Genomic DNA, 23,615 nt, shown 5'->3' with positions numbered 1-23,615 from the left:
AGTGAAGGTAACGTGGCTCTCGTGCACGTACTCAGCGTTAGCTCCCTCAAGGGCGGTGTCGGAAAGACGACGGTGACGCTCGGTCTGGCGTCGGCGGCGTTCGCGAAGGGCCTCCGGACGCTGGTGGTGGACCTCGATCCGCAATCGGATGTCTCGACCGGCATGGACATCCAGGTCGCCGGTCACCTCAACGTCGCCGATGTGCTCGCGTCGCCCAAGGAGAAGATCGTGCGCGCCGCGATCGCCCCTTCCGGCTGGACGAAGGGCCGTTCCGGCACGATCGACGTCATGATCGGCAGCCCGTCCGCGATCAACTTCGACGGACCGCACCCGAGCATCCGCGACATCTGGAAGCTCGAGGAGGCGCTCGCCAACGTCGAGCACGACTACGAGCTGGTCCTCATCGACTGCGCCCCGTCGCTCAACGCGCTCACCCGCACAGCGTGGGCCGCGAGCGACCGGGTGGCCGTCGTGACCGAGCCCGGCCTGTTCTCGGTCGCCGCCGCCGACCGTGCACTGCGTGCGATCGAGGAGATCCGCCGCGGGCTCTCGCCGCGCCTCCAGCCGCTCGGCATCATCGTGAACCGCGCGCGCGTCCAGTCGCTCGAGCACCAGTTCCGCATCAAGGAGCTGCGCGACATGTTCGGGCCGCTCGTGCTGTCGCCCCAGCTGCCGGAGCGCACGTCACTGCAGCAGGCGCAGGGCGCGGCGAAGCCGCTGCACGTCTGGCCGGGCGAGAGCGCTCAGGAGATGGCGCACAACTTCGACCTGCTGCTGGAGCGTGTGCTGCGCACCGCCCGCATCGGCGAGTACGCGACCGCCCAGTCCTGACCCGGGCAAGAAGCAATCAGCTCCTGAGTTTTTCCGCTCAAAACATCGTTTGAGGCCGAAAAAGTCAGGAGCTGTTGGCTAGGTGGCGGGAGTTTAGGAGGCGCGGGTGCGCGCGGCGCGACGGGCGGCTAGCTCGTCCATGGCGTCGGTCTGCGTGTCCAGCTCGACGAGGCTCGACTCGACCTCGCGCAGCACCTTGCCGACGGCGATGCCGAAGACGCCCTGCCCGCGGCTGACCAGGTCGATGACCTCGTCGTTCGAGGTGCAGAGGTAGACGCTCGCGCCGTCGCTCATGAGCGTCGTCTGGGCGAGGTCGTTGACGCCCGACTCGCGCAGCTGGTTGACCGCCGTGCGGATCTGCTGCAGCGAGATGCCGGTGTCGAGAAGGCGCTTCACCAGCTTGAGGACGAGGATGTCGCGGAAGCCGTACAGGCGCTGCGAACCGGAACCAGCGGCACCGCGGACGGTCGGCTCGACCAGTCCGGTGCGCGCCCAGTAGTCCAGCTGGCGGTACGAGATGCCGGCCGCGCGGGCGGCGACCGCACCGCGGTAACCGTTCACGTCGTCCATCTCGGGGAGGCCGTCGGTGAAGAGGAGTCCGAGGTCGTACCGGGCGACGCCGTCTTCACGACTCAGTTCGCTCATGTTGTTCGCCTCTCACCCCGGGTTGTGGATCGCGCGTCGCATCCGCGTCGCTTCATCCACGGTACCCACGCGGCGGTCGCCGGGCAACGACATCCGCCCTTTCGGTTTCGGCGTGTCGAGGCGCCGGGGCCGTCACGGACGCAGCCGGGCGATGGATGAGCGGATGATGCTGCCGCGCACCACGTCGAGCTGCGCCGCGATCTCCCGGGCGAGTTCGGCCGTACGGGCCTTGCTGCTCACGTCGTTGCGGCGCGCGATGGGGACGAGCGCGGTCTCGATCAACCCGATCTCGCGCTCGGCCGCTGCGCGGAAACCGCGAAGATGCCGCGGCTCGATCCCGCTGCGGCGGAGCTCGGCAAGGGCGCGGAGCACGGTCAGCGCTTCGTCGCCGTACACGTCGGAGGCCGGGAGCAGCGAGGCGCTCACGGCGTCCTGCAGCAGTTCCGCGTCGGCGCCGGCCTCGCGCAGCAGCTCGTCACGCCGGTACCGCCGGGTGCCGGCGAGGATGGACCCCGCGGGCGCGGTGCCAGGGAACGCCGGATCGAGCCCCGCATCCAGATCGGCGAAGTATTTCTTGATGACCTTCAGCGGGAGGTAGTGGTCGCGCTGCATGGCGAGCACGGCGCGCAGCCGCTCCACATCGGCCGGCGAGAACTTGCGGTACCCCGAGGCCGTGCGAGCCGGCGCAACCAGCCCGCGCTCCTCCAGGAAGCGCAGCTTCGACGACGACAGGTCCGGGAACTCGGGAGTGAGCCGCGCGAGGACCTGGCCGATGCTGAGCAGGGCCGGAGCGCCGTCGGCGGCCCTGGTGGCCGGCCGGGCCACTAGCCGTTCGCCGCTGCGGCGAGGTCGTGACGCGAGGCGTAGAAGGTGAGGCGGAACTTGCCGATCTGCACCTCGGCCGAGTCGGAGAGGAGCGCGCTCTCGATCCGGACGCCGTCGTAGTACGTCCCGTTCAGAGAGCCCAGGTCGCGGACCTCGAAGGAGGTGCCGCGGCGGGTGAACTCCGCGTGACGACGCGAGACCGTCACGTCGTCGAGGAAGATGTCCGCGTTGGGATGGCGACCGGCCGTCGTGACGTCGGCATCGAGGAGGAAGCGGGCGCCCGAGTTCGGCCCCCGTCGCACGATCAGCAGGGCGGAGCCGGACGGCAGGGCGGCGATGGCCTCCTGCTCCTCCGGCGACACCTCGCCCGAGGGGTACATCTTCGAGATGAACTCCTCGCCGAAACGCGCGGTCGTGTCCTCGTTGCCCGCCGCGTCCCGCAGGGGGCCCTTGGCGGCGTCGTCGGCTCCGTCGGCCGGGCCGTTCGGGTTAATGTCTTCAGGCACCGTCAACCTCCTTGCCGTCCAGCGTATCCGATCGCGGGCTCCTGTCATCGGCCGGAAGGCGGATTACCCGTGCCGTCTCCCGGATGTACACGATGCCGGCCCACCAGTAGAGGAAGGCGCCCCACAGTGCGAAGGCCCAGCCCAGCGGGAGGGAGAAGGGTGCGAGCGGCTCGAACGCCTCGCCCAGCATCAGCAGCGGGAGCGCCCAGAACAGGCAGAAGGTGGCCACTTTTCCCAGGTGGTGCACGGGAAGCGGCCCGAACCCGTGGTTCGCGAGGATGACGCCGAGGACGGCGAGCATCACATCCCGCGCCACGATCACCAGGAACAGCCACCAGGGGATGACCTCGCGCCAGCACAGGCCGATGAGCGCCGCGAAGATGTAGAGCCGGTCGGCGGCGGGGTCGAGCAGCTGCCCGAGACGGGACTCCTGGTGCAGGCGGCGCGCGAGGAAGCCATCGAGGAAGTCGGTCACGCTGGAGAAGACCAGCACGAGGAGGGCGAGGCCGTCCTCCCCGACGATGATCAGCCACAGGAACACGGGGACCAGCGCGAGCCGGAAGAAGCTGAGCACGTTGGGGATCGTCCACACCCGCGAACTCACCACGGCGCTCTCACCCTGCACGCTCCCGAGTCTAGTGAGGACGCGGCGTCCACTCGGAAAGGCGGTCACGCAGGCCCATGGCATCGTAGGGGGCGCGCACCTTCACGTCGTTGTCGAAGTAGGCGTACACATCCCGGCCCTGGGCGAGGTGGATGCTGAGCTCCGCCGCCCAGCGGTCGAGCGACTCGTCGGTGTACCCGCTGGTGTACAGCTCCTCGTCGCCGTGCAGCCGCACGTAGACGAAGTCGGCGGTCGTGTCGCGGATGACCGGATAACGGCCGGCGGTGTCGGCCAGCACGATCGCGACCCCGTGTGCGCGGGCGAGCGCGGCGAACTCCGGGACGTCGAAGGAGGCGTGGCGCACCTCCACCGCGTGCCGCAGCGGGCGCTCCTCCCCCGCCGCCAAGTGCGTGCGGTCCTCCTTCAGCGTCGTCTCGCGGGCGAGCGCAGCCGCCTCGGTCGTGGTGCGCGGCAGCATGCCGAGGAACGCATCCACCTCACCCGCCTCGAACTGCAGGGTCGGCGGCAGCTGCCACAGCAGCGGTCCGAGCTTCGGGCCGAGGGCGAGCACGCCGGAGGCGAAGAAGTTGGCGACGGCTCCCCTGGCGTTCTTCAAGCGCAGGATGTGGGTGATGTAGCGACCGCCTTTGACCGAGAACACGAACTCGTCCGGTGTGCGCTCCGCCCACGTCCGATAGCTCGTCGGACGCTGCAACGAGTAGAAGCTGCCGTTGATCTCGATGGAGTCCAGCCGTTCGGCGGCGTACTCCAGCTCGAGGCGGTGCGGCAGCTTCGGCGGGTAGAACACGCCTCGCCACGGGGCGTAGGTCCAGCCGGAGATGCCGATGCGCGCGAACGCCATCAGCGGCCCCGGAGCTGCTCGAGCAGTCGCCGTTCGCGCTTGGTCGGGCGTCCGGCGCCGCGCTCGCGCAGCACGGCGGCCGGTGCCTCGGTGCGTGGCGGGGGTGGCGGAGTGCGGTCCTCGAAGCAGTCGGCGGCCGCGGCGGCGCTCAGCCGCTTGGTGATCAGGCGGCGTGCGATGTAGATGCGCTCGACGCCGCCGACGAGCGCGCGCACCTCGTCGCCGACCTTCACCGGTTGGGCGGGCTTCGCGCGGTCGCCGTTCACCTTCAGGTGGCCCGCCTTGCACGCGTCGGAGGCTGCGGAGCGCGTCTTGAACAGCCGGACCGCCCAGGCCCACGAGTCGACGCGGACGCTGGAGCGGCCGCCGTCCGGCGGCGTCGCGTGCGGGGTGGAGCCGGCCATGTCAGGCCACCGGGACCGGGCGGCTCTCCGCCCGCTGCCCTTCCGGCGCCTGCTCCTCGTCCGCCAGCGATGCCTTCCACTTCACCAGGCTCCGGACCGTGCGGCTGCGGTCGGACGCGAGCTTCTCCATCACATCCGCCGGGACGAAGTAGTTGACGGCCACCCAGCCGCGCACAGTCTCGGAGCGGTCGTCCGCGAGCTCACGCAGGATGTCGCACGGCGTCGCCTCGTTCTTCGCGACGCAGCCGCGCACTCCGTCGTCGGGGTCCTTCGCGAGCGTCGCGAACAGGTCCACCGGCGTGTTGTAGCTGCTGGCGACCGCCTCCCGGATCTTCGGATTCGGGTCGGACGCCAGCAACCTCAGACGGCGGAACTTGCTCTCCGTCACCTCGGGTGCCGGGTGAAGCGCGGCCGCCTCCTCGGCGGTGAGCATGGCCGGCCGGTGGTTCCGCATGGCCTGGCGCTGGGCGGGGGTGTTGAACCGGATGCAGGACATGCCTCCACCGTAGCCCCGGTCCTCAGCGTCGCGCGGGGTGTGTCACCGCGATTCGGGCGACACGCGCGCCGCTCCGGCCCCGCGGCCGGGGAACCACGGGATCACCGGCGAGGTGCGCGCCTGGTACTCCGCGTACTCCGGGTAGCGCGACCGGCTGATGCTCTCGGTGAACACAGTCGAGCCGATGAACAGGCCGGTCAGCAGGAGCGGCCCGATGACCGTCCACTGCAGGAGGGATCCCGCGGCGACGCATCCGAACAGGAAGAGCACCCACCACTGCGCCTGCTCGAAGAAGAAGTTGGGATGGCGCGAGAACCGGAAGAGGCCCGACTGGAGGAAACGCGGCGACGGCTCGCGGCCGGCCGCCACCTCAAGCTTCTTCCAGCGGTGGAAGTTCCACTGCTGCTGGTCGGCGATCGTCTCGCCGGTGAGGAAGAAGAGGAACACGGCGGCGAGGATGACGTCGAGCGCGTTCAACGGCGTCCGGTGCTGGTATGCGGTCCACGCGGGGAGGGCGATGAGGAGCAGCAGGATGTTCTGGTAGATCACGATGAAGAACAGGTTGAAGACCTGGAACGCCCCCGCGCCCATCCGCCCGCGCAGCACCACCCAGCGGTAGTCCTCTCCCCCGGGCGCGTAGCCGCCCTTCCGGGCGAAGTTGAAGGTGAGGCGTGCTCCCCACAGCGTCACCAGGATCGCCATGAGGTCGAGGCGCGCGTCCGCGAGACCGGCCGCACCTGCGAAGACCCATACGTACACGACGGGCACGATCGACCAGATGCGATCCACCCAGGAGTGCTCGTTGGTGATGAGGGACAGCACCCAGGTCGCCAGGCAGGCGGCGGCCAGTATCCAGAGACAGACGATGAAGGGCTCCACGTGCACAGTGTAGAACTCCCGTGCGGCCGCCGTGACTTCGTCGGGATGCTGCTGAATGAAAGCCGAGGAGGACTCGAACTCTCAGCGCGACACGCCTAACGTGTCAGCGTGTCGATTTCCGGTCCCCACGCGTTCCGCGCCGTGCTCCTCCGTGACAACGGGGAGCCCGCGCGCACGCTCACGCTGCCCAGCGACGTGGATGTGCCGCCGAGCCGCATCCGCGTGCCGTCCGACTTCGTGGGCGCGTCGGCGTTCGACGTCTACGAGCTGGTCGACGACCGGTCATGGCCGGAGGAGGCGACGTTCCAGCTGGTGTCGACCGTCCCGCGTTCCACCGACGACCTGCCCGAGCACGAGCGCGACCTGCAGCAGAGCGGCGATCTCGACAGCGACGACGAGCGCGCCTGAGGCCGCGCCGTCAGTTCTGCAGGACCGAGATCACGTTGCCCGCGGGGTCGCGGAACCAGGCGATATCCGGTCCCTGGCCGGCCGCGCGGCCCCGGAGCACGCCCTTCCCGTCGGTCGGCAGCGACGGATCGTCGTAGATCGCCGTCGCCACCCCGCGCGAGTTGAGGTCGTCGACGGCAGCGTCGATGTCCTCCACGACGAGGTTCAGGATGGTGAACGTCGCCGGAGTGTGGTCGGGCTTCGGGTAGATGAACACGTGACCGCCGGAGGGCAGCTCGAGGTCGAGGTTGCCCATCGGGCCGTCGCTGATCGCGAGCCCGAGGGTGTCGCCGTAGAAGGATTTGGCCGCGGCGATGTCGTCGACGCTGAAGCCGCTGAAGATCTCGAGTGGGGTGACCATGGCGTCCACTCTGCTCGCGCCGGCCGCGCCGTGTCTAGAGCGGGTTCAGACGAACCGCACGGCCTCCTGCAGCCGGGTCCGCAGTTCGAACGCGCGGTCGACGCTCTCGCGCCCGGCCGCGTTGGCGCCGTCGCGGAGCAGCCGCGGGAGGAGGGACCGGCGCACGAGCATCGAGCCGCTCAGCCGGCCGCGCCGCACGACATCGAAGGGGACGTCGAGGTCGTCGTCCGGCACGACGACGATGTAGCCAGTGAACCGGACGCCGGCCTGCCGACCGAAGCTCTTCGCCGCGTGGTACAGGTCGTGGAAGGGCTCCTCGTCGGGGCCGATACCCTCGCCGACCACCTCACCCTTGGCGAGCTTGACCGGAGCGCCCCAGTCCGCCGAGCGGATGGCGAACAGTCCGGCCGGGCCGAGCACGATGTGGTCGATCTTCGCGTCGGTGGAGGGATGCACAGCCACGTCGTTCCAGATCGTGAAACCGATGCCCAGCCCGGAGACGGCGCGTGCCGTCGCCTCCTCGGCGAGCGCGACCGCGAGCAGCTGGCGGATCTCGCGCGGTGCGGAGCGCACCAGGGCGGGATCGTACGGGTCGCGGTCGTCGGTGCCCCGGCCCATCCACTCGCGCATGAGAGAGAGGAAGCGCTCCCGCGATCGGCCGCCGGGATGCCCGTAGCTGCGGGCACGGACGGTCGCGCCGCGCGACGTCCCGCGCGAAGAGTGGAAGGTCGCGCTGAACCCGCCGCCGGCGGAGTCGCCGGCCACCGCATCCACCGTGATGCTCTCGCCGCGGTCGTACCGTGCGCGGTCCTCCGGGTCGCCGATGAGTTCCCACGCCTGCTGGACGGCCTGGAACGCCGCCGCCGTGCCGCCGGTGTCGGGATGGGTCTCCCGCAGCAGACGTCGGTAGGCGCGGCGCAGGTCGTCGTGGCTCACATCCGGACGGACGCCGAGGACCTCGTAGGGGCTCGGGGCGGCCGGGGAGTCGCTCATCGCTGGGGCGTCGCTTTCGGTTCTGGCGGGGGCGGAGATTACGACGATAGCGCGCGCGACCGCGAAAATGCCGAAACCATATTGCGGCCGGAAACTGACCGCATCCCGCTCTAGCCTGGAATCAACCGATCACGAAAGGGTGTCATCATGACCATCACCGACTGGCGCATCGAGCTCATCATCCTCCCCGTCACGGACGTCGACCGGGCCAAGGCCTTCTACGTCGATGCGCTCGGCTGGAACGCCGACCACGACCAGCGGGTCTCGCCGGAGCTCCGCTTCGTGCAGATCACCCCTCCCGGTTCCGCGTGCTCGATCGCGTTCGGCGAGGGACTCACCGACATGGCGCCCGGAACGATGAAGGGCCTCCAGATCGTCGTGCCCGACGCCGACGCGGCCCTCGCGCACCTCACAGAGCACGGCGTCGAGGCGCGCGGCGTCGCGGACCTCGCCTGGGGCCGCTTCGTCGACTTCACCGACCCCGACGGCAACGCCTGGACGCTGCAGCAGCTCCCGAAGCGCGACTAGCACGCTCTCCCTCTTCTCCCGCGCGCTCCGCCCCACCGTCGAGTCCGCACAAATTGCACGCCGACCACGCGATCGGCGTGCAATTTTTGTGGACTCGACGGTGGGGGGATGGGGGTCAGCGGAGGGAGGACCAGAGGATGAGGAGGAGGGTGACGACGAAGCCGCAGGCGTAGTTGATCCAGAGGAAGCGGCGCCAGCCGCGGTTCGCGGTGCTGGAGTCCGCGTCCGTCACCGACCAGAACGGGGCGGCGGCCGCGATGTACGGGAGGGCGAGCACCGCGGCGAGCGGGCCCGGCCACGCGGTGAACAGCATCGCGACGCCGGCCGCCGCCCACGCGACGATCGCAAGCCGGACGGTCGCCGCCGCGCCGATGGCGGTCGCGATGGACGAGATGCCGCCCTCACGGTCGGGCACCACATCCTGAACGGCGCCGAACGCGTGGCTGCCGACGCCCCAGAGGAAGAAGGCGAGCAGCACCAGCCACAGCTGCGGGGTGAAGACCGCGCCCGCGAGCACCAGCCCGTAGAGGGCGGGGCTGACGAAGTGGACGCTCGAGGTGGCCGAGTCGAGGAACGGCACCTCCTTGAACCGGAGGCCCTTCACCGAGTACGCCAGCACCGCGAACAGCGAGAACGCGAGCACCAGCCAGGACAGGGGCGACCCGACGATCACGAGGTACACGACGAACGGGAGGGTCGTCACCGCCGCCGCGATCAGGGTGCGGCGGTGCGCCGACCGGTCGAGCAGCGCCCCCTCCGCGCCGCCCTTCCGCGGGTTGCGCAGGTCGGACTCGTAGTCGAAGACGTCGTTGATCCCGTACATCGCCAGGTTGTACGGAATGAGGAAGAAAATGGTGCCGATGACGAACGTCGCATCCACCCGGCCGGTCGTGAGCAGGTAGGCGGCGGCGAACGGGAACGCGGTGTTGATCCAGCTGAGCGGGCGCGACGCCAGCACGAGCTGCCGGAAGGGGGCTGCCGGGGCCACGGCGGTCACGACCTGCTCCCCCGCCGCCGGGTCAGCAGCCACAGCGCGGGCAGCAGGAGGAGGCCGGCGATGGGGTACGCGAAGTCCTCGAGCGGCACGAGCCCGACGCGCACGCCGCTGATGCGCGCGTCCTCGTACGTCATGAACCCCGCCGCGATCATCAGATTGTCGAAGACCGCGGTCAACAGCAGGATGACGACGGCGGCGACGGCGATCGGAGCCCACCAGCGACGCACCAGTCGCGCCCGGTCGCGCGCGGTCGCCAGCGCGATGACGAGCACGGCCGCCGCGATCGCGAGGAAGACCAGGCTGAGCAGGGCATACGTCATCGGGCCCGCTCCTTCGCGTGCTGCGGCTCGTCGGTCGGCCGGCGGCGCGCATCCATCACCGCTCGCGCACCGAACACGGCCACCAGGGTGAGGTAGCAGAGGAACAGGAGGAAGAAGACCTCCTCCAGCGGCAGCTCCGGAGCGAGCTCGACGCCAGTCATCAGCGGCGACTCTCCCCGGGCGAACACGCCGAGCAGGATACCGGCGGCATCCCACGCCAGGAAGAAGGCGAGGCCGAGGGCGAGCACGATCGTCGCCCGGCGCGCATCCCGCCAGAACACCAGGCGGAAGCGGGCGTCGAGCAGCACCATCGCCGCCAGCGAGAGGAGCAGGCAGCCGAGGTAGACGAACGTCACGACACCCGCTCCGCCTGCGGGGCGGGAAGCGGTTCGGGCAGCGGACCGGCCCCGCCGTCGCCGCGCAGCCGCTTCAGCACCAGCTCGGCGCTGATCAGGCACATGGGGAGGCCGATGCCGGGGATCGTGGAGCAGCCGGCGTAGAGCAGGTTGTCGACCTTCGCCGAGGCGTTGCCGGGGCGGAAGAACGCACTCTGCCGGAGGGTGTGCGCCGGGCCGAGGGCGCCGCCGCTCCACGCGTTCAGGTCGGTCGCGAAGTCCTCCGGCCCGACCGTGCGACGCAGCACGATCCGGTCGGCGAGGTCCGGGATGCCCGCCCAGGCGGAGATCTGGGCGATGGCCGCGTCGGCGGCATGCTCGATCGCGCGGTCGCCGGCGCCGTTCAGTCCGCCGGCGCCGAGCGACACATCGGCCGGCACCGGGATGAGCACGAACAGGTTCTCGTGCCCGTCCGGCGCAACCTCCGGGTCGGTGGTGCTCGGCATGCAGACGTACAGCGAGGCCGGGTCCGGGATGCTGGGGTTGGGCCCGTAGATCGTCTGGAAGTTCGCCTCCCAGTCGGTGGTGAAGAACAGATTGTGGTGGGTCAGCTCCGGCAGCCGGCCGCGCACGCCCAGCATCGCGAGCACCACGCCCGGGCCCGGGTCGCGGCGCTCCCACTTCTTCTCGGGATGCGTGCGCAACTTCTCGGGGAGCAGTGCGGTCTCCGTATGGTGCAGGTCGGCGCCGGACACGACCACGTCGGCGTCGACGGTGTGCACGCCACCGGACGCATCCCGGTACTCGACGCCGGAGGCGCGCGGACGCGGCGAGTCGCCGTCGGCGGTGGTGCGGATGGCGGTGACCCGCGCCCCGGTCACGAGCCGGGCCCCCGCCCCCTCCGCGAGCGCGGCCACCCGGTCGATCAGCGCTGCGAAGCCGCCGAGCGGATACCGCACCCCGTCGTCGAGGTCGAGGTGGCTCATCAGGTGGTACATGCTCGGCGCGCGGTCCGGTGAGGTGCCCAGGAACACCGCGGGGTAGCCGAGCACCTGGCGCAAGCGGACATCGCGGACGAAGCGGGCGGCGTAGCGGTCGAGCGGTTCGAGCAGCAGGCGGGCGAGGCGGGGCAGCCGGCGGATCAGGTCCGACGCGAACAACGGCCGCAGGTCGGCGAAGGTGCTGTAGAGGAAGCGGTCGACGGCCAGGCGGTACGTCTCGGCAGCGCCCGTCAGGTACCGGTCGAGCGCGGCACCGGCGCCCGGCTCCTCCCGTTCGAACACCGCGCGGTTTGCGGCGCCGTCGGCGAGGATGTCGAGCGGCGGCCGGCCGTCCTCCGAGAACACGCGGTAACCCGGATCGAGCGTGACGAGGTCGAGCTGCTCGGCCGTGGAGGTGCCCATCAGCCGGAAGAAGTGGTCGAAGACCTCGGGCATGAGGTACCAGGAGGGCCCGGTGTCGAAGCGGAACCCGTCGTGCTCCCACGAGCCGGCGCGGCCGCCGAGGGTCGCGTTCTGCTCCAGCAGCGTGACCCCGTAGCCCTCGCGGGCGAGCAGCGCCGCTGTGGCGAGGCCCGCGATCCCGCCGCCGATGACGACCGCGGTCTGCCCGGTCACGGTCGTTCCCCCTGCGGCGAGCGCGGGAGTGCGGCCGAGACCGTCGCGCGCGTCAGGATGCCGAGCTTCACCCGGGTCGGAACGCTGATCCGGCGGGTCAGCAGTTCGCTCGCGGGCGTCGCGCGGATGCGGTCGCTGAGCTCCGCGAACAGACCGTGCGCGGCGATGATCGCCCGGCGGCAGTTGTCCGGGAGCTCGGGGATGACGTCGGCCGCCGCCCCGAGGTCGCAGTCGATGTCGACGACCAGGGCGAGCTTCTGCCGTTCCGTCAGCCGCGCCGGGTCGATCCCCGGGAAGTAGCTGCGGCCGAGCTCGGTCCAATCGACCGCCAGGTCGCGGAGGAAGTTGATCTTCTGGAAGGCGGCGCCGAGCCGTCGGGCGCCCGCCTCCAGCCTCCGTCGCGTGTCGTCCGGCACCGGACGGTCGGCCAGGAAGACCCTGAGACACATGAGGCCGACCACCTCGGCCGAGCCGTAGACGTACTCGCGCAGCTCCTCCGCCGTGAAGTCCACGGGGCTGAGGTCGCGGCGCATGGACGCGAAGAAGGGACGGGTCAGCTCGACACCGATGCCCGTCGCCCGGGCGGTCACCGCGAACGAGTGCACGACGACGTTGGCGCTGTACCCGGTGCGCATCGCGCGCTCGGTGTCGGCCTCCAGGGCGTCGAGCAGCTCCCGCTGGTCTTCGACGTCGAGCCCGGCCTCGGCCGCGGCCCCGTCGACGATCTCGTCGGCGACGCGGACCAGCGCGTACACGTCCTCCACCCGGGGACGGATCTGCGCGGCGAGGAGGCGGGTCGCCATCCCGAACGAAGTCGAGTAGGCGTGGATGATCGTGGCCGCGCCGGCGTGGGCCGCGTCCGTGTAGGTGGCGAGGTCGGTCGGCACGGTGGTCGTCGGAGCCTCGGGCGCTCGAGTCATGCGATCCTCCCGATGCAGGAGCGTGCCACGTCGGCGAGGGGTTCGGCCAGTGCCGGCGGCATGGATGGGGAGTCGAGCAGCGCGACGGCGCGATCGACATGGTCGGCGAGCAGCCGCTCGACGAACCGGCGTGCGCCGCATTCCTCGAGCACGGTGGCGAGCCGTCCGGCCTCATGCGGCGCGAGGTCGCCGCGGCCAAGGGACGGCGCGACCTCCTCCCAGCGGGCGGTTCCACGCGCGTACGCGATGAGGGAGGTCTCCTTGCCCTGACGGAGGTCGCTGACGATGCTCTTGCCTGTGACATCCTCCGCGCCGAAGACGCCGAGAAGGTCGTCGCCCAGCTGGAAGGCGATTCCGACGAGCCGGCCGTACTCGGCCAGCGACGCGAGCACGTCCTCTCCTCCGCCGGCGAGCAGCGCGCCCGTCATCAACGGACCGGACACCGAGTAGGCGGCCGTCTTGTGCTCGGTCATGGCGAGCACGTCGTCGAGCGCCGGGGCGTCGTCGCCCAGGCGCTCCGAGAGGGCGACGTCGGCGAGCTCGCCTGCCGCCGTGACGAACACGCTGTGGTCGAGGATGTCGAGGAGGCGCTCGCGCGTCCACTCGTCTGTATCGGCACGGGCGAGGACAGTGGCTGCGGCGTGGAGCAGCAGATCGCCGGCCAGGATGGCGCCGGACTCGCCCCAGCGCCGGGCCCGGGCGGCGCTCGCCCCGTGAGCGACGGCGTCCGCGGCGAACTCGCCCGCGGTGTTCGGTCGACCGCGCCGGACGGTGTCACCGTCGATCACGTCGTCATGCAGCAGGAACGCAGTGTGCAGCAGCTCGTACGCCACAGCCGCCGTGCAGGCGACGTCGCGCTCGACGCCGCCGAGTCCGCGGTAGGCCAGGAGGACGAAACGCGGGCGGATGCGCTTGCCGCCGTCGGCCGCATCCCGAGCCGACTCCCACAGCCGGCGGTAGGAGGGGTCGTAGGCGGAGGCTGCGGAGATCCGCTCGGTGAAGAAGCGGTCGAGCCGCTCCTCGACCGACGCGAGGTCGTGCGCCAGAGTGCTGTCGCCGGTCGAGTTCTGACCGGTCGCCTTCTCCTCAGGAGTCCGCGTTTGGGGGTGCAGCTGTGTCATGCCCGGCGCTCCCTTGTCTAGCTTGGATAGCAAATAACCTAGCACGATTCTTACGGATGGGAATAGGATGTTCGCATGACACCGGCTCGGGATGACGCGCGACGCGACGCACGCCGCATCTCCGCATCCCTCACCGATCCCCGCGTGATCGACCCGCGACAAGAACTCGTCCGGCACGACGACCTGAGCGAGGAGGAGCTGGCCCAGATCGTCCGGCTGCTCGCCGCGATGCGCGAGTGGCGTGACGCCGACCAGCGGCTCAGCTTCGAATCCCGCACGCACATGAAGCTCAACGAGACCGACATGCGGGCGCTGCGGTACATCATCGCGTCGATGAACGCCGACGTCCCGGTCACCGCCGGGGCGCTATCCGACCACCTGCATATCTCCACCGCCTCCACGACGAAGCTGCTCGACCGCCTGGAGCGTGCCGGCCACGTCGTCCGCCGCCCGCATCCCACCGACCGCCGTGCCGTCACCGTCGAGATCACGCCGGAGACGCACCGCGAGGTCCGCCGGACCATGGGACTGCAGCACGCCCGCCGGTTCGAGGTGGCGCGGTCTCTCAGCCCCCAGGACCGTGACACGGTGACCCGATTCCTCCGCGACCTCAGCGAGACGACGCTGGCGTCGGTTCCTGCCGTGGGTGCGGGTTCGAACGATCCGGATGCCCCTGCGCCGGACTCCGGTCCGGATTCTGCTGCCCGGTCGGACGCGCGACGCGGCTAGCCGCCTTCGGGTGCTCCGCCTCGTACACGATGCGGTTCGCCATCCCGTTGAAGATCACGCCGTGGAACGGCAGGATCGCGAACCAGTAGAGCCGCCCCGAGAGTCCGCGCGGGAAGAACACGGCGCGCTGCCGGTACTGCGATCCCCCGCCCTCGCGGGGACGGACCGCGAGCTCCAGCCAGGCACGCCCCGGAACGCGCATCTCGGCGCGCAGCCGGAGGCTGCTCCCCCGCTCGATCCGCTCCACCCGCCACCAGTCGAGGGCATCGCCCGTGTTCAGGTGGTCGGCGTCGCGGCGTCCGCGGCGGAGGCCGACGCCCCCGACCAGCTTGTCTGCCCAGCCGCGGAGCGCCCAGGCGAGCGGGAACGAGTACCAGCCGCGCTCTCCGCCGATGCCCTCGACGACGCGCCACAGCATCTCGGGGTCGGCGGTCGAGTCGCGTTCGCGCAGGTCGGTGTAGACGGTGTGCCCCGACCATTCGGGGTCGCTCGGCAGCGGATCGCTGGGCGCCCCCGCAACCGACGCGTCCTGCCAGCTGGTCTCCACCTCCCCCGACCGCTCGCGCGCCAGGGCCAGCCGGACCGCCCGGCGATACGGGGTCAGCCCTTCTGGCGGCGGCGCGATGACGGCGTCGATGTCGTGCTCGCGCATCACGCAGTCGTATTGCAGCGACTCGATGATGGGGACGGCGAGGCTGCGCGGGATGGGCGTGACCAGGTTGACCCACTGCGAGGCGAGCCACGGGGTGAACACCGGCAGGGACGCGATCGGTCGTTGCGGCAGGCCCGCCTCCAGGGCGTAGGCGTTCATCATCTGGCCGTAGCGGAGGATGTCCGGGCCGCCGATGTCGAAGGCGCGCGACACCTCCGGCGGGAGCTCGGCCGCCTCGAGCAGATAGTGCAGGACGTCGCGGATGGCGATCGGCTGGATGCGGTTGCGCACCCAGCGCGGCGCCGGCATGTACGGCAGCACTTCGGTCAGGTGCCGGATCATCTCGAACGAGGCGGACCCGGAGCCGATCACCACGCCCGCCTGGAAGACCACCGTCGGGACGCCGGAGTCGAGCAGGATGCGGCCGACGGCCACGCGGGAACGCAGATGCCGTGAAAGCTCGCCGTCCGGGTGCAGGGCGCCGAGGTACACGATCCTGCTGACGCCCGCCGCCTCGGCCGCCTCTGCGACCGTGCGAGCCGCCGCGGACTCCTCCTCGTCGAAGTCGCCGCGGGCACGCATCGAGTGGACGAGGTAGTAGACGACGTCCACATCCCGGACCGCGCGGGCTACGGCATCGGCATCGTGCAGGTCGCCCTCCACCACCTCCACATCGCCCGCCCACGGCACGTCCGTCAGCTTCTGCGGCGAGCGCGCCAGCACCCGGACGTCGTGACCGCGCGCGAGCAGTCGCGGGACGAGGCGGCCGCCGATGTAGCCGGTAGCGCCGGTGACCAGGATGCGGGAGGGGCTCATGCCGGCGACAGTACGCCCGTGGGCGAACATCCGGGCATGGCAGCCGTTCGGCGTCGCATCGAACGGGGGAACCATCCTGTACGTTTTTCCTATGGGCAAGCTCGTCTACGGTGGCACCACCGAGATCGGTTTCGAGGACCGGGTGCTGGCGCACCTGCAGATCGTGATCGGACTGAAGCTCCGCCGCAAGGAGGGTTTCTTCTTCTCCTGGCGCGACGAGCAGGGCGTCGGCGACGGTCGCAGTGCGATCTGGATCGACCCGGCCATCCCGCTGCTCTTCCGTTACAGCGGCGGCCGGTACCCCCGCATCAACAAGGCGTGGCTGGAGCAGCTGACTGCGTCGTCGAACAGCTCGCAGGGTCTCCAGCTGACCGAGGAGATCGGCGCGCTCGGCGCGGACGAGGTGGACGCGGATTCGCCTCCCGGGCGCTGACCGCATCCCGCTGACCGCATCCCGCTGACCGCATCCACACGCATCCACACGCAGAAGGACCCCGCACCGATCAGGTGCGGGGTCCTTCTTCTCGTGCTCTCGATTCAGCGCAGGTACTCGAGCAGCTCCGGGCAGCGGAGGCGCTTGAGGCTGCGGGTCTCCAGCTGGCGGACGCGCTCACGGGTGATGCCGTACACCTCGCCGACCTCGTCGAGGGTCATCGGCTTGTGACCGTCGAGGCCGAAGCGCATGCGCACGACCTTCGCGTCGCGCGGCGGCAGCTCGCGGAGGCGCTCCTCCAGGTCGCGGTGACGGAACTCCACCTCGACGGCCTCCGGCGGACCGGCGAAGTCGCCGTCCTCGATCAGGTCGCCGAGCTCGGCGCCCTCGTTCTCGCCGACCGGCACGGCCAGCGAGACGGTCTCCGAGTCGCTCATCTGCAGCTTGTGGACTTCGGCGGGGTCGAGGTTCGAGGCCTCGGCCATCTCCTCCAGGGTGGGCGTGCGGCCCAGCTCCCCGCCCAGGTCGCGGCGGATGCGGTCCAGCTTGTCGATCTTCTCCACCGTGTGCACGGGGATGCGGATGAGGCGGGCCGTGTCGGCGATCCCGCGGAGGATCGACTGGCGGATCCACCAGGTGGCGTAGGTGGAGAACTTGTTGCCCGTGCGGTAGTCGAACTTCTCGACGGCGCGGACGAGACCGAGGTTGCCCTCCTGGATGAGGTCCATCACGGGGAGGCCGCGGCCGGCGTAGCGCTTGGCGATGCTCACCACCAGGCGGAGGTTCGCCTCGATGAACCGCTCGAACGCGCGCTTGCCGTCATCGGCGAGGTACTGCAGCTCGCGCTTCTCGCGGGGGGTCAGGTTCGGGCGGATCGCCAGCCGCTCTCCGGCCAGCACTCCCACCTCGATCCTCTTGGCCAGGGCGACTTCCTCGTCGGCGGTCAGCAGCCGCGTGCGGCCGATGGCATTGAGGTAGTCCCGTACCGGGTCGCTGGTAACTTCGAGCGTCGTCATCGTGTCATCCCATTCAGCCCGTGTACGCACGGGCGACCATCGTTTGTGCTCTCAGTTCGGGTGCGCCACCTCGCCTTCCGGGTCGGTGGTTCGTTAGCCACGATAAGCAATGCACCCCGTACCCCAACAAGGGGTTGACAGGGGTACCAGCGGTGCGCTACCGGACCCTGAGAACAAGTGAACGCCGGTTTGTCAAGGCTCTCCCTTCGGATACACAGGACCCGTACAGTCCCCCGAGTGACAGCTCACACATCGCAGAGGAACGCGGCGTCGCTGAAGACGATCCGCACAGCCATCCCCGCTCGCATGGACCGCCTCCCCTGGTCCCGCTTCCACTGGCTCGTCGTCGTCGGACTCGGGACCGTGTGGATCCTGGACGGCCTCGAGGTGACCATCGTCGGCGCCATCGGAAGCCGCCTGACCGAACCCGACAGCGGCCTCGGACTCACCACCGCCCAGGTCGGACTCGCGGCGGCCATCTACGTCGCCGGCGCCTGTACCGGCTCCCTGGTGTTCGGCTATCTGACCGACCGGTTCGGCCGCAAGAAGCTGTTCATCATCACCCTGGGCCTCTACCTGGTGGCGACGGTGCTGACCGCGTTCGCCGTCACCCCGTGGATGTTCTTCCTGTTCCGGTTCTTCACCGGCGCCGGCATCGGCGGCGAGTACGCGGCCATCAACTCCGCGATCGACGAGCTGATCCCGGCCCGGCGGCGCGGACTGGTCGACCTGGCCATCAACGGGTCTTACTGGCTCGGCACGGCGTTCGGCGCCATCCTCACCGTGTTCCTGCTGAACACCGACATCTTCGCCCCGAACATCGGCTGGCGCATCGCGTTCGGTCTCGGCGCGGTGCTCGGCCTCGTCATCCTGCTGGTCCGCCGGAACGTGCCGGAGTCGCCGAGGTGGATGTTCATCCACGGTCGCGACGAGGAGGCCGAGAAACTCGTCGACGAGATCGAGGAGAGCGTCGAGAAGGACACCCACCAGACGCTCGAAGCGGTGCCCAGCGACCGCGAGATCGAGATCCACCAGCGCCGCTCCACCGGCTTCGGCGAGATCGTGCGCGTCGCGATCACGCAGTACCCGAAGCGGTTCGTGCTCGGCCTCTCGTTGTTCATCGGCCAGGCGTTCCTCTACAACGCCGTGTTCTTCACCTATTCGCTGGTGCTCACCAAGCTGCTGAACGTCCCGGACGACGTGGCGCCGTGGGCGCTGGTCCCGATCGCGATCGGCAACTTCCTCGGGCCGTTCCTGCTCGGTCACCTGTTCGACACGGTCGGGCGGAAGTTCATGATCACCCTCTCGTACGTCGGCAGCGGCGTCCTGCTGGTCGGGACGGCCATCCTGTTCGACTCCGGTGTGCTGGACGCGTTCTGGCTCACCGCCTGCTGGATGGTCGTGTTCTTCTTCGCGTCGGCCGGCGCCAGCGCGGCGTACCTCACCGTCAGCGAGATCTTCCCGATGGAGACCCGGGCCATGGCGATCGCGTTCTTCTACGCGGTCGGAACCGGCATCGGCGGCATCATCGGCCCGATCCTGTTCGGGAACCTGATCGAGGGCGGCATCCACTCGGTGGTCATCGGGTACTACATCGGGGCCGGGCTGATGATCGCGGCCGGGCTCGTGGAGCTGTTCCTCGGCGTGAACGCGGAGGGCAAGTCGCTGGAGGAGATCGCCTCCCCGCTCTCCGCCTCGACGAAGGCGCAGGCACCCGCCAAGCGCTGACCTGGTCCCACGCCGACAGCTCCTGAGTTTTTCGCCCCCGCGACGGCGTGTCGCGCGAAAAACTCAGGAGCTGTTGGCGTGTGTCAGCTGGTGGAGAGCAGTTCGAGAAGGGCGGGCTCCGGCGCGCGACCGCCGGAGGTGTCGATGACCTCGCCGCTGCGGTAACGGTCGAAGATGCGCGGGTCGATGTAGCTGTTGCGCGCGATCGCCGGCGTGTTGCCGAGGGCCGCGGCCGCCTCGTTCACGGCCGCGCTGATCCGCTTCTTCCGCTGGGAGTCCGAGCCGGCGACACCCAGCTCGGCGAGCGCCTCCGCTGCGACGATCGTGCCGTGCAGCGTCCGGAAGTCCTTCGCGGTGAACTCGCCCCGCGTCTGCCGGCGGATGTACTCGTTCAGGGATGCCGGACGGATGGAGTGCCAGGTGCCGTCCTTCCACGACAGCAGCCGCGAGCGCTGGCCACGGAGCGCCTGGATCTGCCGCAGCAGCTCCGCCAGGTCGGCGTCGGTGATCGTGCTCGTCCACTTCTGCGCCGACTTCGCGGGGAACGTCAGCGTGATGTCGTCGTCCTCGATGCGGGCGTGCCGGCAGAGCAGGGTCGTGAGCCCCCGGCTGCCGTTGGCATGCAGGTACTCCTCGCTGCCGATCCGGACGCTGCCGAGGTCGATGATGCGGAAGGCTGCGGCGAGGATGCGGTCCCGGCCGAACCCCTCCTCCCGGAGGTCCATGGTCACCTTGCGGCGCGCCGACGGCAGGGTCTCGGCCAGCTGCGCGGCCCGCTCGAACTTGACGCGATCCTGGTGCAGCCTCCACGAGTCGTGATAGCGGTACTGCCGTCGGCCGGCCTGGTCCGTGCCAACGGCCTGGATGTGCCCGCGGGCGTCCGGCGAGATCCACACGTCCTGCCAGGCGGGCGGGAGCACGAGCGAGCGGATGCGTTCCAGCTCGCGCTCGTCGACGATCGTGTTGCCCGCCTCGTCCTCGTACACCGGTCCCGAATCCGTCATCCTCCGGTGGTAGCCGGGGCCGGACGGGTTGCTGCGCTTCAGCCGCGTCACGCGGGCTTCTTCGCAGACTTCTTGGCCGGGGCCTTTCGCGTGGATGCGGTGGACGACTTCGATGAGGCGGACTTCGATCCGGAGGCGGAGCTCTTCCGCGCCGCAGGCTTCTTCTCGTCGGACTTCTCGCCAGAGGACTTCGACGAGCGGCTGCGCTCGACACTGCGCTGCAGAGCCTCCATCAGGTCGATGACCTCGCCACCGCCCTTCTTCTCCTCCGCCTCCTCGCCGAAGGTGGCGGCGGTGTCGACGCTCTCCCCCTGCTCCAGCTTGGCGTCGATGAGCTTGCGCAGCTCGTCCTGGTACTCGTCGCTGAACTTCTCCGGCTCGAAATCGCCGGCGAAACTCTCCATCAGGGCGCTCGACAGCTGCAGCTCGCGGTCCGAGATGCGCGGGGTCTGGTCCAGCGACGGGAAGTCGGCCTCCCGGATCTCGTCGTGCCAGAGCAGCGTCTGCAGCACGAGCAGGTTGCCGCGCACGCGCAGCGCGCCCAGCCGGGTCTTCTGGCGGAGGGCGAACTCCACGATCGCCGTACGTTCCTCGTCCTCCAGCGTCTTCCGCAGCAGCGCGTACGCCTTCAACGACTTGGAGTCCGGCTCCAGGTAGTAGCTGCGGTCGAACATCAGCGGGTCGAGCTGGTCGTTCGGGACGAACTCCACCACGTCGATCTCGCGGCTGCGCTCCGAGGGCAGCGACGCCATGTCCTCGGCGGTCAGGATGACGGTGCGCTCACCGTCGTCGTACGCCTTGACGATGTGCTCGTACGGGATCACCTTGCCGTCGATCTCGCACCGCCGTTGGTAGCGGATGCGGCCGCCGTCCGCGTCGTGCACCTGGTGCAACGGCACGTCGTGATCCTCGGTCGCGCTGTATACCTTCACCGGAACGTTGACCAGACCGAAGGTGATCGCGCCCGTCCAAATGGCCCTCATGTGCCCATCGTGTCCGGCAAGTGTCGCATTTTCAAGCCATGATCAGGGAATGCGCCGGAACGCATCCGCGACCGCACGGCCCGGGCGTACGGTGAGGGCATGGCCGCGCAGGACACCGAGGTCGTCGAGATCGACGGCCACCGCCTCAAGCTGACCAACCTCGACAAGGTCATGTACCCGGAGACCGGGACGACGAAGGCCGACATCTTCGGCTATTACAACGCCGTCGCCGACGTGATGATCCCGCACGTGCGCGACCGGATCGCCACGCGCAAGCGCTGGGTGCACGGCGTCGGGACGCCCGACGACCCGGCGGAGGTGTTCTTCCAGAAGAACCTCGACCCGGCCTCCACCCCGGACTGGGTGCGCCAGGCATCCATCACCCACAAGACCAGCACGAACACCTACCCGCTGGTCAACGACCGCGCGACGCTCATCTGGCTGGCGCAGATCGCGTCCCTCGAGATCCACGTGCCGCAATGGCGGGTGGGGCGCGGCGGCGAGCGGAAGAACCCCGACCGGCTGGTGCTCGACCTCGACCCCGGCGACGGCGTCACCCTCGTCGACTGTGCGGAGGTCGCCCGGCTGGCCCGCGCCATCCTCACCGACATGGGGCTCGACCCGATGCCGGTCACCTCCGGCTCCAAGGGCATCCACCTCTACGCCGCACTCGACGGGTCGCAGACCAGCGACCAGATCAGTGCGGTGGCGCACGAGCTGGCGCGCGCGCTCGAAGCCGACCATCCCGACCTCATCGTGAGCGACATGAAGAAGTCGCTACGCGCCGGGAAGGTGCTCGTCGACTGGAGCCAGAACAACGGCGCGAAGACCACGATCGCGCCGTACTCGCTGCGCGGCCGCTTCCATCCCACCGTCGCGGCGCCTCGCACCTGGCGCGAGCTCGCCTCCAAGAACCTGGAGCACCTGGACTACCGCGAGGTCATGCAGCGGCTGAAGCGCCGGGGAGACCCGCTGGCGGAGCTCTCCGCCGGGCACGGTGGTCACGCGTCGGAGCCGGATCGGCTTTCCACCTACCGCTCGATGCGGGATGCGGCCAAGACCCCCGAACCTGTTCCCGCCGAGCGGCCCGCTGCCCGGGAGGGACGCTCGTTCGTCATCCAGGAGCACCACGCCCGGCGACTCCACTGGGACTTCCGGCTCGAGAACGACGGCGTTCTCGTCAGCTGGGCGCTGCCGAAGGGCACGCCGACCGACACCAAGCAGAACCACCTCGCGGTGCACACCGAGGACCATCCGCTCGAATACGGCAGCTTCGCGGGCGACATCCCGCACGGCGAGTACGGCGCCGGGCACGTCGACATCTGGGACCACGGCGACTACGAGCTGGAGAAGTGGCGCGACGACGAGGTGATCGCCACGCTGCACGGCCAGCCGGACGGCGGGCTCGGCGGGGAGCCGCGGAAGTTCGCGCTCATCCGCACGGCGCAAGGCGGCGACGAGAAGAACTGGCTCATCCACCTCATGAAGACGGAGGGGCAGGACGGACATTCGGAGTCGAAGGATCGGGCCAAGGGGGGATCGAAGCGCGCCTCCGCGGCGACGTCCCGCGAGCCGGGTCCGGCGATCACCGGTGACCCGGTCTCCCCGATGCTCGCAACGCTCGGCTCGCAGGTCGACGTGACCGATGAGGACGAGTGGGCGTTCGAGATGAAGTGGGACGGCATCCGGGCCATCGCGGAGGTGCGTGGCGGCCGGCTGCGGCTCACCACCCGCAACGGCAACGACGTGACCGTCACGTATCCCGACCTCGCCGGGCTCGTGGACCTCGCGGGCGACCACGACCTCGTCCTGGACGGCGAGATCGTCACCCTCAACCCGAAGGGGCGGCCCGATTTCGGACTGCTGCAGACGCGAATGGGACTGACCCGGCCCGCCGACGTGCAGTCCGCCCTCACACGAGCGCCCGCGCACTACATGGTGTTCGACGTGCTGGAGGTGGACGGGCGGAAGCACACGCGCGACACCTACGACGAGCGCCGTGAACTCCTCGGCGAGGTGCTGCGGCCCGACCGCGGCGACCCGGTGCAGGTGCCGCCGGCGTTCGACGGCGACCTCGAGCACGCCATCGCATCCAGCCGGGAGCTCGGCCTCGAAGGCGTCATGGCCAAGCGCCGCGACAGCACCTACGCGACCGGCCGGCGCTCGCGCTCGTGGATCAAGATCAAGCACCACCTCACGCAGGAGGTCGTCATCGGCGGGTGGACCCCCGGAAACGGGCGCCGGGCGAACACCATCGGAGCGCTGCTGCTCGGCATCCCGGACGGCGGCACCCTGCGCTACGTCGGCAAGGTCGGGACGGGATTCACCGACCGCGTCCTGGATGACCTGGCCGCCAAGCTCGGAGCGCACGAGCGCAAGACGCCGCCTCTGGAGGGTGTGCCGCCCGCCGACGCGCGCGGCGCCCACTGGGTGCGGCCGGAACTCGTCGGCGAGGTCGAGTTCGCCGAGTGGACCGGGCCCGGGCGACTGCGGCAGCCGTCCTGGCGCGGGCTCCGGCCCGACAAGCGGCCGGACCAGGTCGTCCGGGAGTCGTGATCCTCGTC

Annotated in this window: 27 protein-coding genes; 7 read left to right on the top strand and 20 right to left on the bottom strand. The window is 70.0% G+C overall.

The genetic code is table 11. The features are described 5' to 3' along the window. The first annotated feature begins 21 nt into the window (after window positions 1-21). A complete protein-coding gene (locus tag BLR91_RS06285) occupies window positions 22-831 on the top strand; it encodes a ParA family protein (protein ID WP_026307211.1) in 810 nt (269 codons plus the stop codon). A gap of 93 nt (window positions 832-924) precedes the next feature. On the opposite strand, the gene BLR91_RS06280 is transcribed toward BLR91_RS06285, so the two are convergent. The 8 genes from BLR91_RS06280 to BLR91_RS06245 all read right to left on the bottom strand — a co-directional run bounded on the left by BLR91_RS06280 (window position 925) and on the right by BLR91_RS06245 (window position 6,052). Further along, window positions 925-1,476, bottom strand: coding sequence for a MerR family transcriptional regulator (locus BLR91_RS06280; RefSeq protein WP_018191394.1), 552 nt, complete (start codon window positions 1,474-1,476; stop codon window positions 925-927). A gap of 132 nt (window positions 1,477-1,608) precedes the next feature. Continuing rightward, window positions 1,609-2,301 (bottom strand): transcriptional regulator FtsR, encoded by a 693-nt coding sequence (ftsR, locus tag BLR91_RS06275; RefSeq protein ID WP_089876330.1) that lies wholly within the window; start codon window positions 2,299-2,301, stop codon window positions 1,609-1,611. Beyond that, a complete protein-coding gene (locus BLR91_RS06270) occupies window positions 2,301-2,807 on the bottom strand; it encodes an FHA domain-containing protein (RefSeq protein ID WP_018191396.1) in 507 nt (168 codons plus the stop codon). Before BLR91_RS06270 ends, ftsR begins: the two co-directional genes overlap by 1 nt. Next, on the bottom strand, window positions 2,800-3,432 hold the full coding sequence (locus tag BLR91_RS06265) for a CDP-alcohol phosphatidyltransferase family protein (protein WP_018191397.1): 633 nt from the start codon (window positions 3,430-3,432) through the stop codon (window positions 2,800-2,802). The genes BLR91_RS06270 and BLR91_RS06265 overlap by 8 nt, the downstream gene beginning before the upstream one ends. A gap of 10 nt (window positions 3,433-3,442) precedes the next feature. Next, a complete protein-coding gene (locus BLR91_RS06260) occupies window positions 3,443-4,273 on the bottom strand; it encodes a DUF72 domain-containing protein (protein WP_089876332.1) in 831 nt (276 codons plus the stop codon). Continuing rightward, the gene (locus BLR91_RS06255) at window positions 4,273-4,677 is read right to left on the bottom strand and encodes an RNA-binding S4 domain-containing protein (RefSeq protein WP_018191399.1); all 405 of its coding nucleotides are present in this window, start codon (window positions 4,675-4,677) and stop codon (window positions 4,273-4,275) included. Before BLR91_RS06255 ends, BLR91_RS06260 begins: the two co-directional genes overlap by 1 nt. A gap of 1 nt (window position 4,678) precedes the next feature. Next, entirely contained in the window at window positions 4,679-5,173 is a 495-nt protein-coding gene (locus tag BLR91_RS06250; RefSeq protein WP_089876334.1) for a hypothetical protein, read from the bottom strand. Window positions 5,174-5,215: 42 nt separating this feature from the next. Next, window positions 5,216-6,052 carry a DUF1295 domain-containing protein gene (locus BLR91_RS06245; protein ID WP_172823190.1) on the bottom strand — a complete coding sequence of 279 codons (837 nt, stop codon included), beginning with the start codon at window positions 6,050-6,052 and terminating at the stop codon, window positions 5,216-5,218. Window positions 6,053-6,160: 108 nt separating this feature from the next. Here BLR91_RS06245 and BLR91_RS06240 point away from each other — a divergent pair, with 108 nt between their 5' ends. Next, window positions 6,161-6,460: a hypothetical protein gene (locus BLR91_RS06240; protein ID WP_018191402.1), complete on the top strand. Its 300-nt coding sequence runs from the start codon at window positions 6,161-6,163 to the stop codon at window positions 6,458-6,460. A 10-nt stretch (window positions 6,461-6,470) separates the two neighbouring features. Here the strand turns inward: BLR91_RS06240 and BLR91_RS06235 are convergent, their stop codons facing one another. Next, window positions 6,471-6,860: a VOC family protein gene (locus BLR91_RS06235; protein ID WP_089876337.1), complete on the bottom strand. Its 390-nt coding sequence runs from the start codon at window positions 6,858-6,860 to the stop codon at window positions 6,471-6,473. Between the two features lie 45 nt (window positions 6,861-6,905). Continuing rightward, a complete protein-coding gene (locus tag BLR91_RS06230) occupies window positions 6,906-7,853 on the bottom strand; it encodes a nuclease-related domain-containing protein (RefSeq protein ID WP_089876339.1) in 948 nt (315 codons plus the stop codon). Between the two features lie 147 nt (window positions 7,854-8,000). On the opposite strand from BLR91_RS06230, the gene BLR91_RS06225 reads away from it, so the two are divergent. After that, the gene (locus BLR91_RS06225; RefSeq protein ID WP_089876341.1) at window positions 8,001-8,381 is read left to right on the top strand and encodes a glyoxalase superfamily protein; all 381 of its coding nucleotides are present in this window, start codon (window positions 8,001-8,003) and stop codon (window positions 8,379-8,381) included. A gap of 115 nt (window positions 8,382-8,496) precedes the next feature. Here BLR91_RS06225 and BLR91_RS06220 read toward each other — a convergent pair whose 3' ends face one another. From BLR91_RS06220 to BLR91_RS06195, 6 genes are read right to left on the bottom strand one after another with little or no spacing between them, the layout of a single operon-like run. Continuing rightward, window positions 8,497-9,369 carry a prenyltransferase gene (locus BLR91_RS06220; protein ID WP_442911257.1) on the bottom strand — a complete coding sequence of 291 codons (873 nt, stop codon included), beginning with the start codon at window positions 9,367-9,369 and terminating at the stop codon, window positions 8,497-8,499. A 5-nt stretch (window positions 9,370-9,374) separates the two neighbouring features. Next, window positions 9,375-9,698, bottom strand: coding sequence for a lycopene cyclase domain-containing protein (locus BLR91_RS06215; protein ID WP_089876345.1), 324 nt, complete (start codon window positions 9,696-9,698; stop codon window positions 9,375-9,377). Then, window positions 9,695-10,054, bottom strand: coding sequence for a lycopene cyclase domain-containing protein (locus tag BLR91_RS06210; protein WP_089876348.1), 360 nt, complete (start codon window positions 10,052-10,054; stop codon window positions 9,695-9,697). The genes BLR91_RS06215 and BLR91_RS06210 overlap by 4 nt, the downstream gene beginning before the upstream one ends. Then, the gene (gene crtI, locus BLR91_RS06205) at window positions 10,051-11,649 is read right to left on the bottom strand and encodes a phytoene desaturase family protein (protein ID WP_089876351.1); all 1,599 of its coding nucleotides are present in this window, start codon (window positions 11,647-11,649) and stop codon (window positions 10,051-10,053) included. The genes BLR91_RS06210 and crtI overlap by 4 nt, the downstream gene beginning before the upstream one ends. Then, window positions 11,646-12,569, bottom strand: coding sequence for a phytoene/squalene synthase family protein (locus BLR91_RS06200; RefSeq protein WP_089876352.1), 924 nt, complete (start codon window positions 12,567-12,569; stop codon window positions 11,646-11,648). Before BLR91_RS06200 ends, crtI begins: the two co-directional genes overlap by 4 nt. Further along, window positions 12,566-13,690: a polyprenyl synthetase family protein gene (locus tag BLR91_RS06195; RefSeq protein ID WP_089876354.1), complete on the bottom strand. Its 1,125-nt coding sequence runs from the start codon at window positions 13,688-13,690 to the stop codon at window positions 12,566-12,568. The genes BLR91_RS06200 and BLR91_RS06195 overlap by 4 nt, the downstream gene beginning before the upstream one ends. Before the next feature lie 75 nt (window positions 13,691-13,765). Between BLR91_RS06195 and BLR91_RS06190 the strand changes: the two genes are divergently transcribed. Further along, entirely contained in the window at window positions 13,766-14,419 is a 654-nt protein-coding gene (locus BLR91_RS06190) for a MarR family winged helix-turn-helix transcriptional regulator (protein WP_157694658.1), read from the top strand. Here the strand turns inward: BLR91_RS06190 and BLR91_RS06185 are convergent. After that, complete coding sequence (locus BLR91_RS06185) at window positions 14,301-15,887, bottom strand: SDR family oxidoreductase (protein WP_089881515.1); 1,587 nt, start codon at window positions 15,885-15,887, stop codon at window positions 14,301-14,303. The two genes, BLR91_RS06190 and BLR91_RS06185, sit on opposite strands and share 119 nt — an antisense overlap. 91 nt (window positions 15,888-15,978) lie before the next feature. On the opposite strand from BLR91_RS06185, the gene BLR91_RS06180 reads away from it, so the two are divergent. Beyond that, the gene (locus BLR91_RS06180; RefSeq protein WP_089876356.1) at window positions 15,979-16,320 is read left to right on the top strand and encodes a DUF7882 family protein; all 342 of its coding nucleotides are present in this window, start codon (window positions 15,979-15,981) and stop codon (window positions 16,318-16,320) included. 104 nt (window positions 16,321-16,424) lie between these two features. Here the strand turns inward: BLR91_RS06180 and BLR91_RS06175 are convergent, their stop codons facing one another. Next, window positions 16,425-17,336: a sigma-70 family RNA polymerase sigma factor gene (locus tag BLR91_RS06175; RefSeq protein ID WP_089876358.1), complete on the bottom strand. Its 912-nt coding sequence runs from the start codon at window positions 17,334-17,336 to the stop codon at window positions 16,425-16,427. Between the two features lie 306 nt (window positions 17,337-17,642). Between BLR91_RS06175 and BLR91_RS06170 the strand changes: the two genes are divergently transcribed. Then, complete coding sequence (locus BLR91_RS06170; protein WP_089876360.1) at window positions 17,643-19,064, top strand: MFS transporter; 1,422 nt, start codon at window positions 17,643-17,645, stop codon at window positions 19,062-19,064. Between the two features lie 83 nt (window positions 19,065-19,147). Here the strand turns inward: BLR91_RS06170 and BLR91_RS06165 are convergent, their stop codons facing one another. Next, window positions 19,148-20,119, bottom strand: coding sequence for a DNA topoisomerase IB (locus BLR91_RS06165; protein ID WP_018191417.1), 972 nt, complete (start codon window positions 20,117-20,119; stop codon window positions 19,148-19,150). Next, window positions 20,116-21,051, bottom strand: a complete 936-nt coding sequence (ku, locus tag BLR91_RS06160) for a non-homologous end joining protein Ku (protein ID WP_020077335.1) — start codon at window positions 21,049-21,051, stop codon at window positions 20,116-20,118. Before ku ends, BLR91_RS06165 begins: the two co-directional genes overlap by 4 nt. A 99-nt stretch (window positions 21,052-21,150) precedes the next feature. Between ku and BLR91_RS06155 the strand changes: the two genes are divergently transcribed. Beyond that, window positions 21,151-23,607: an ATP-dependent DNA ligase gene (locus tag BLR91_RS06155; RefSeq protein WP_089876362.1), complete on the top strand. Its 2,457-nt coding sequence runs from the start codon at window positions 21,151-21,153 to the stop codon at window positions 23,605-23,607. Window positions 23,608-23,615: the final 8 nt, after the last annotated feature.

It is taken from the genome of Leifsonia sp. 466MF (assembly GCF_900100265.1).
GTDB lineage: Bacteria > Actinomycetota > Actinomycetes > Actinomycetales > Microbacteriaceae > Leifsonia.
The sequence above is the reverse complement of the archived record's forward strand: the minus strand, read 5'-3'. Positions and strand labels throughout refer to the sequence as shown.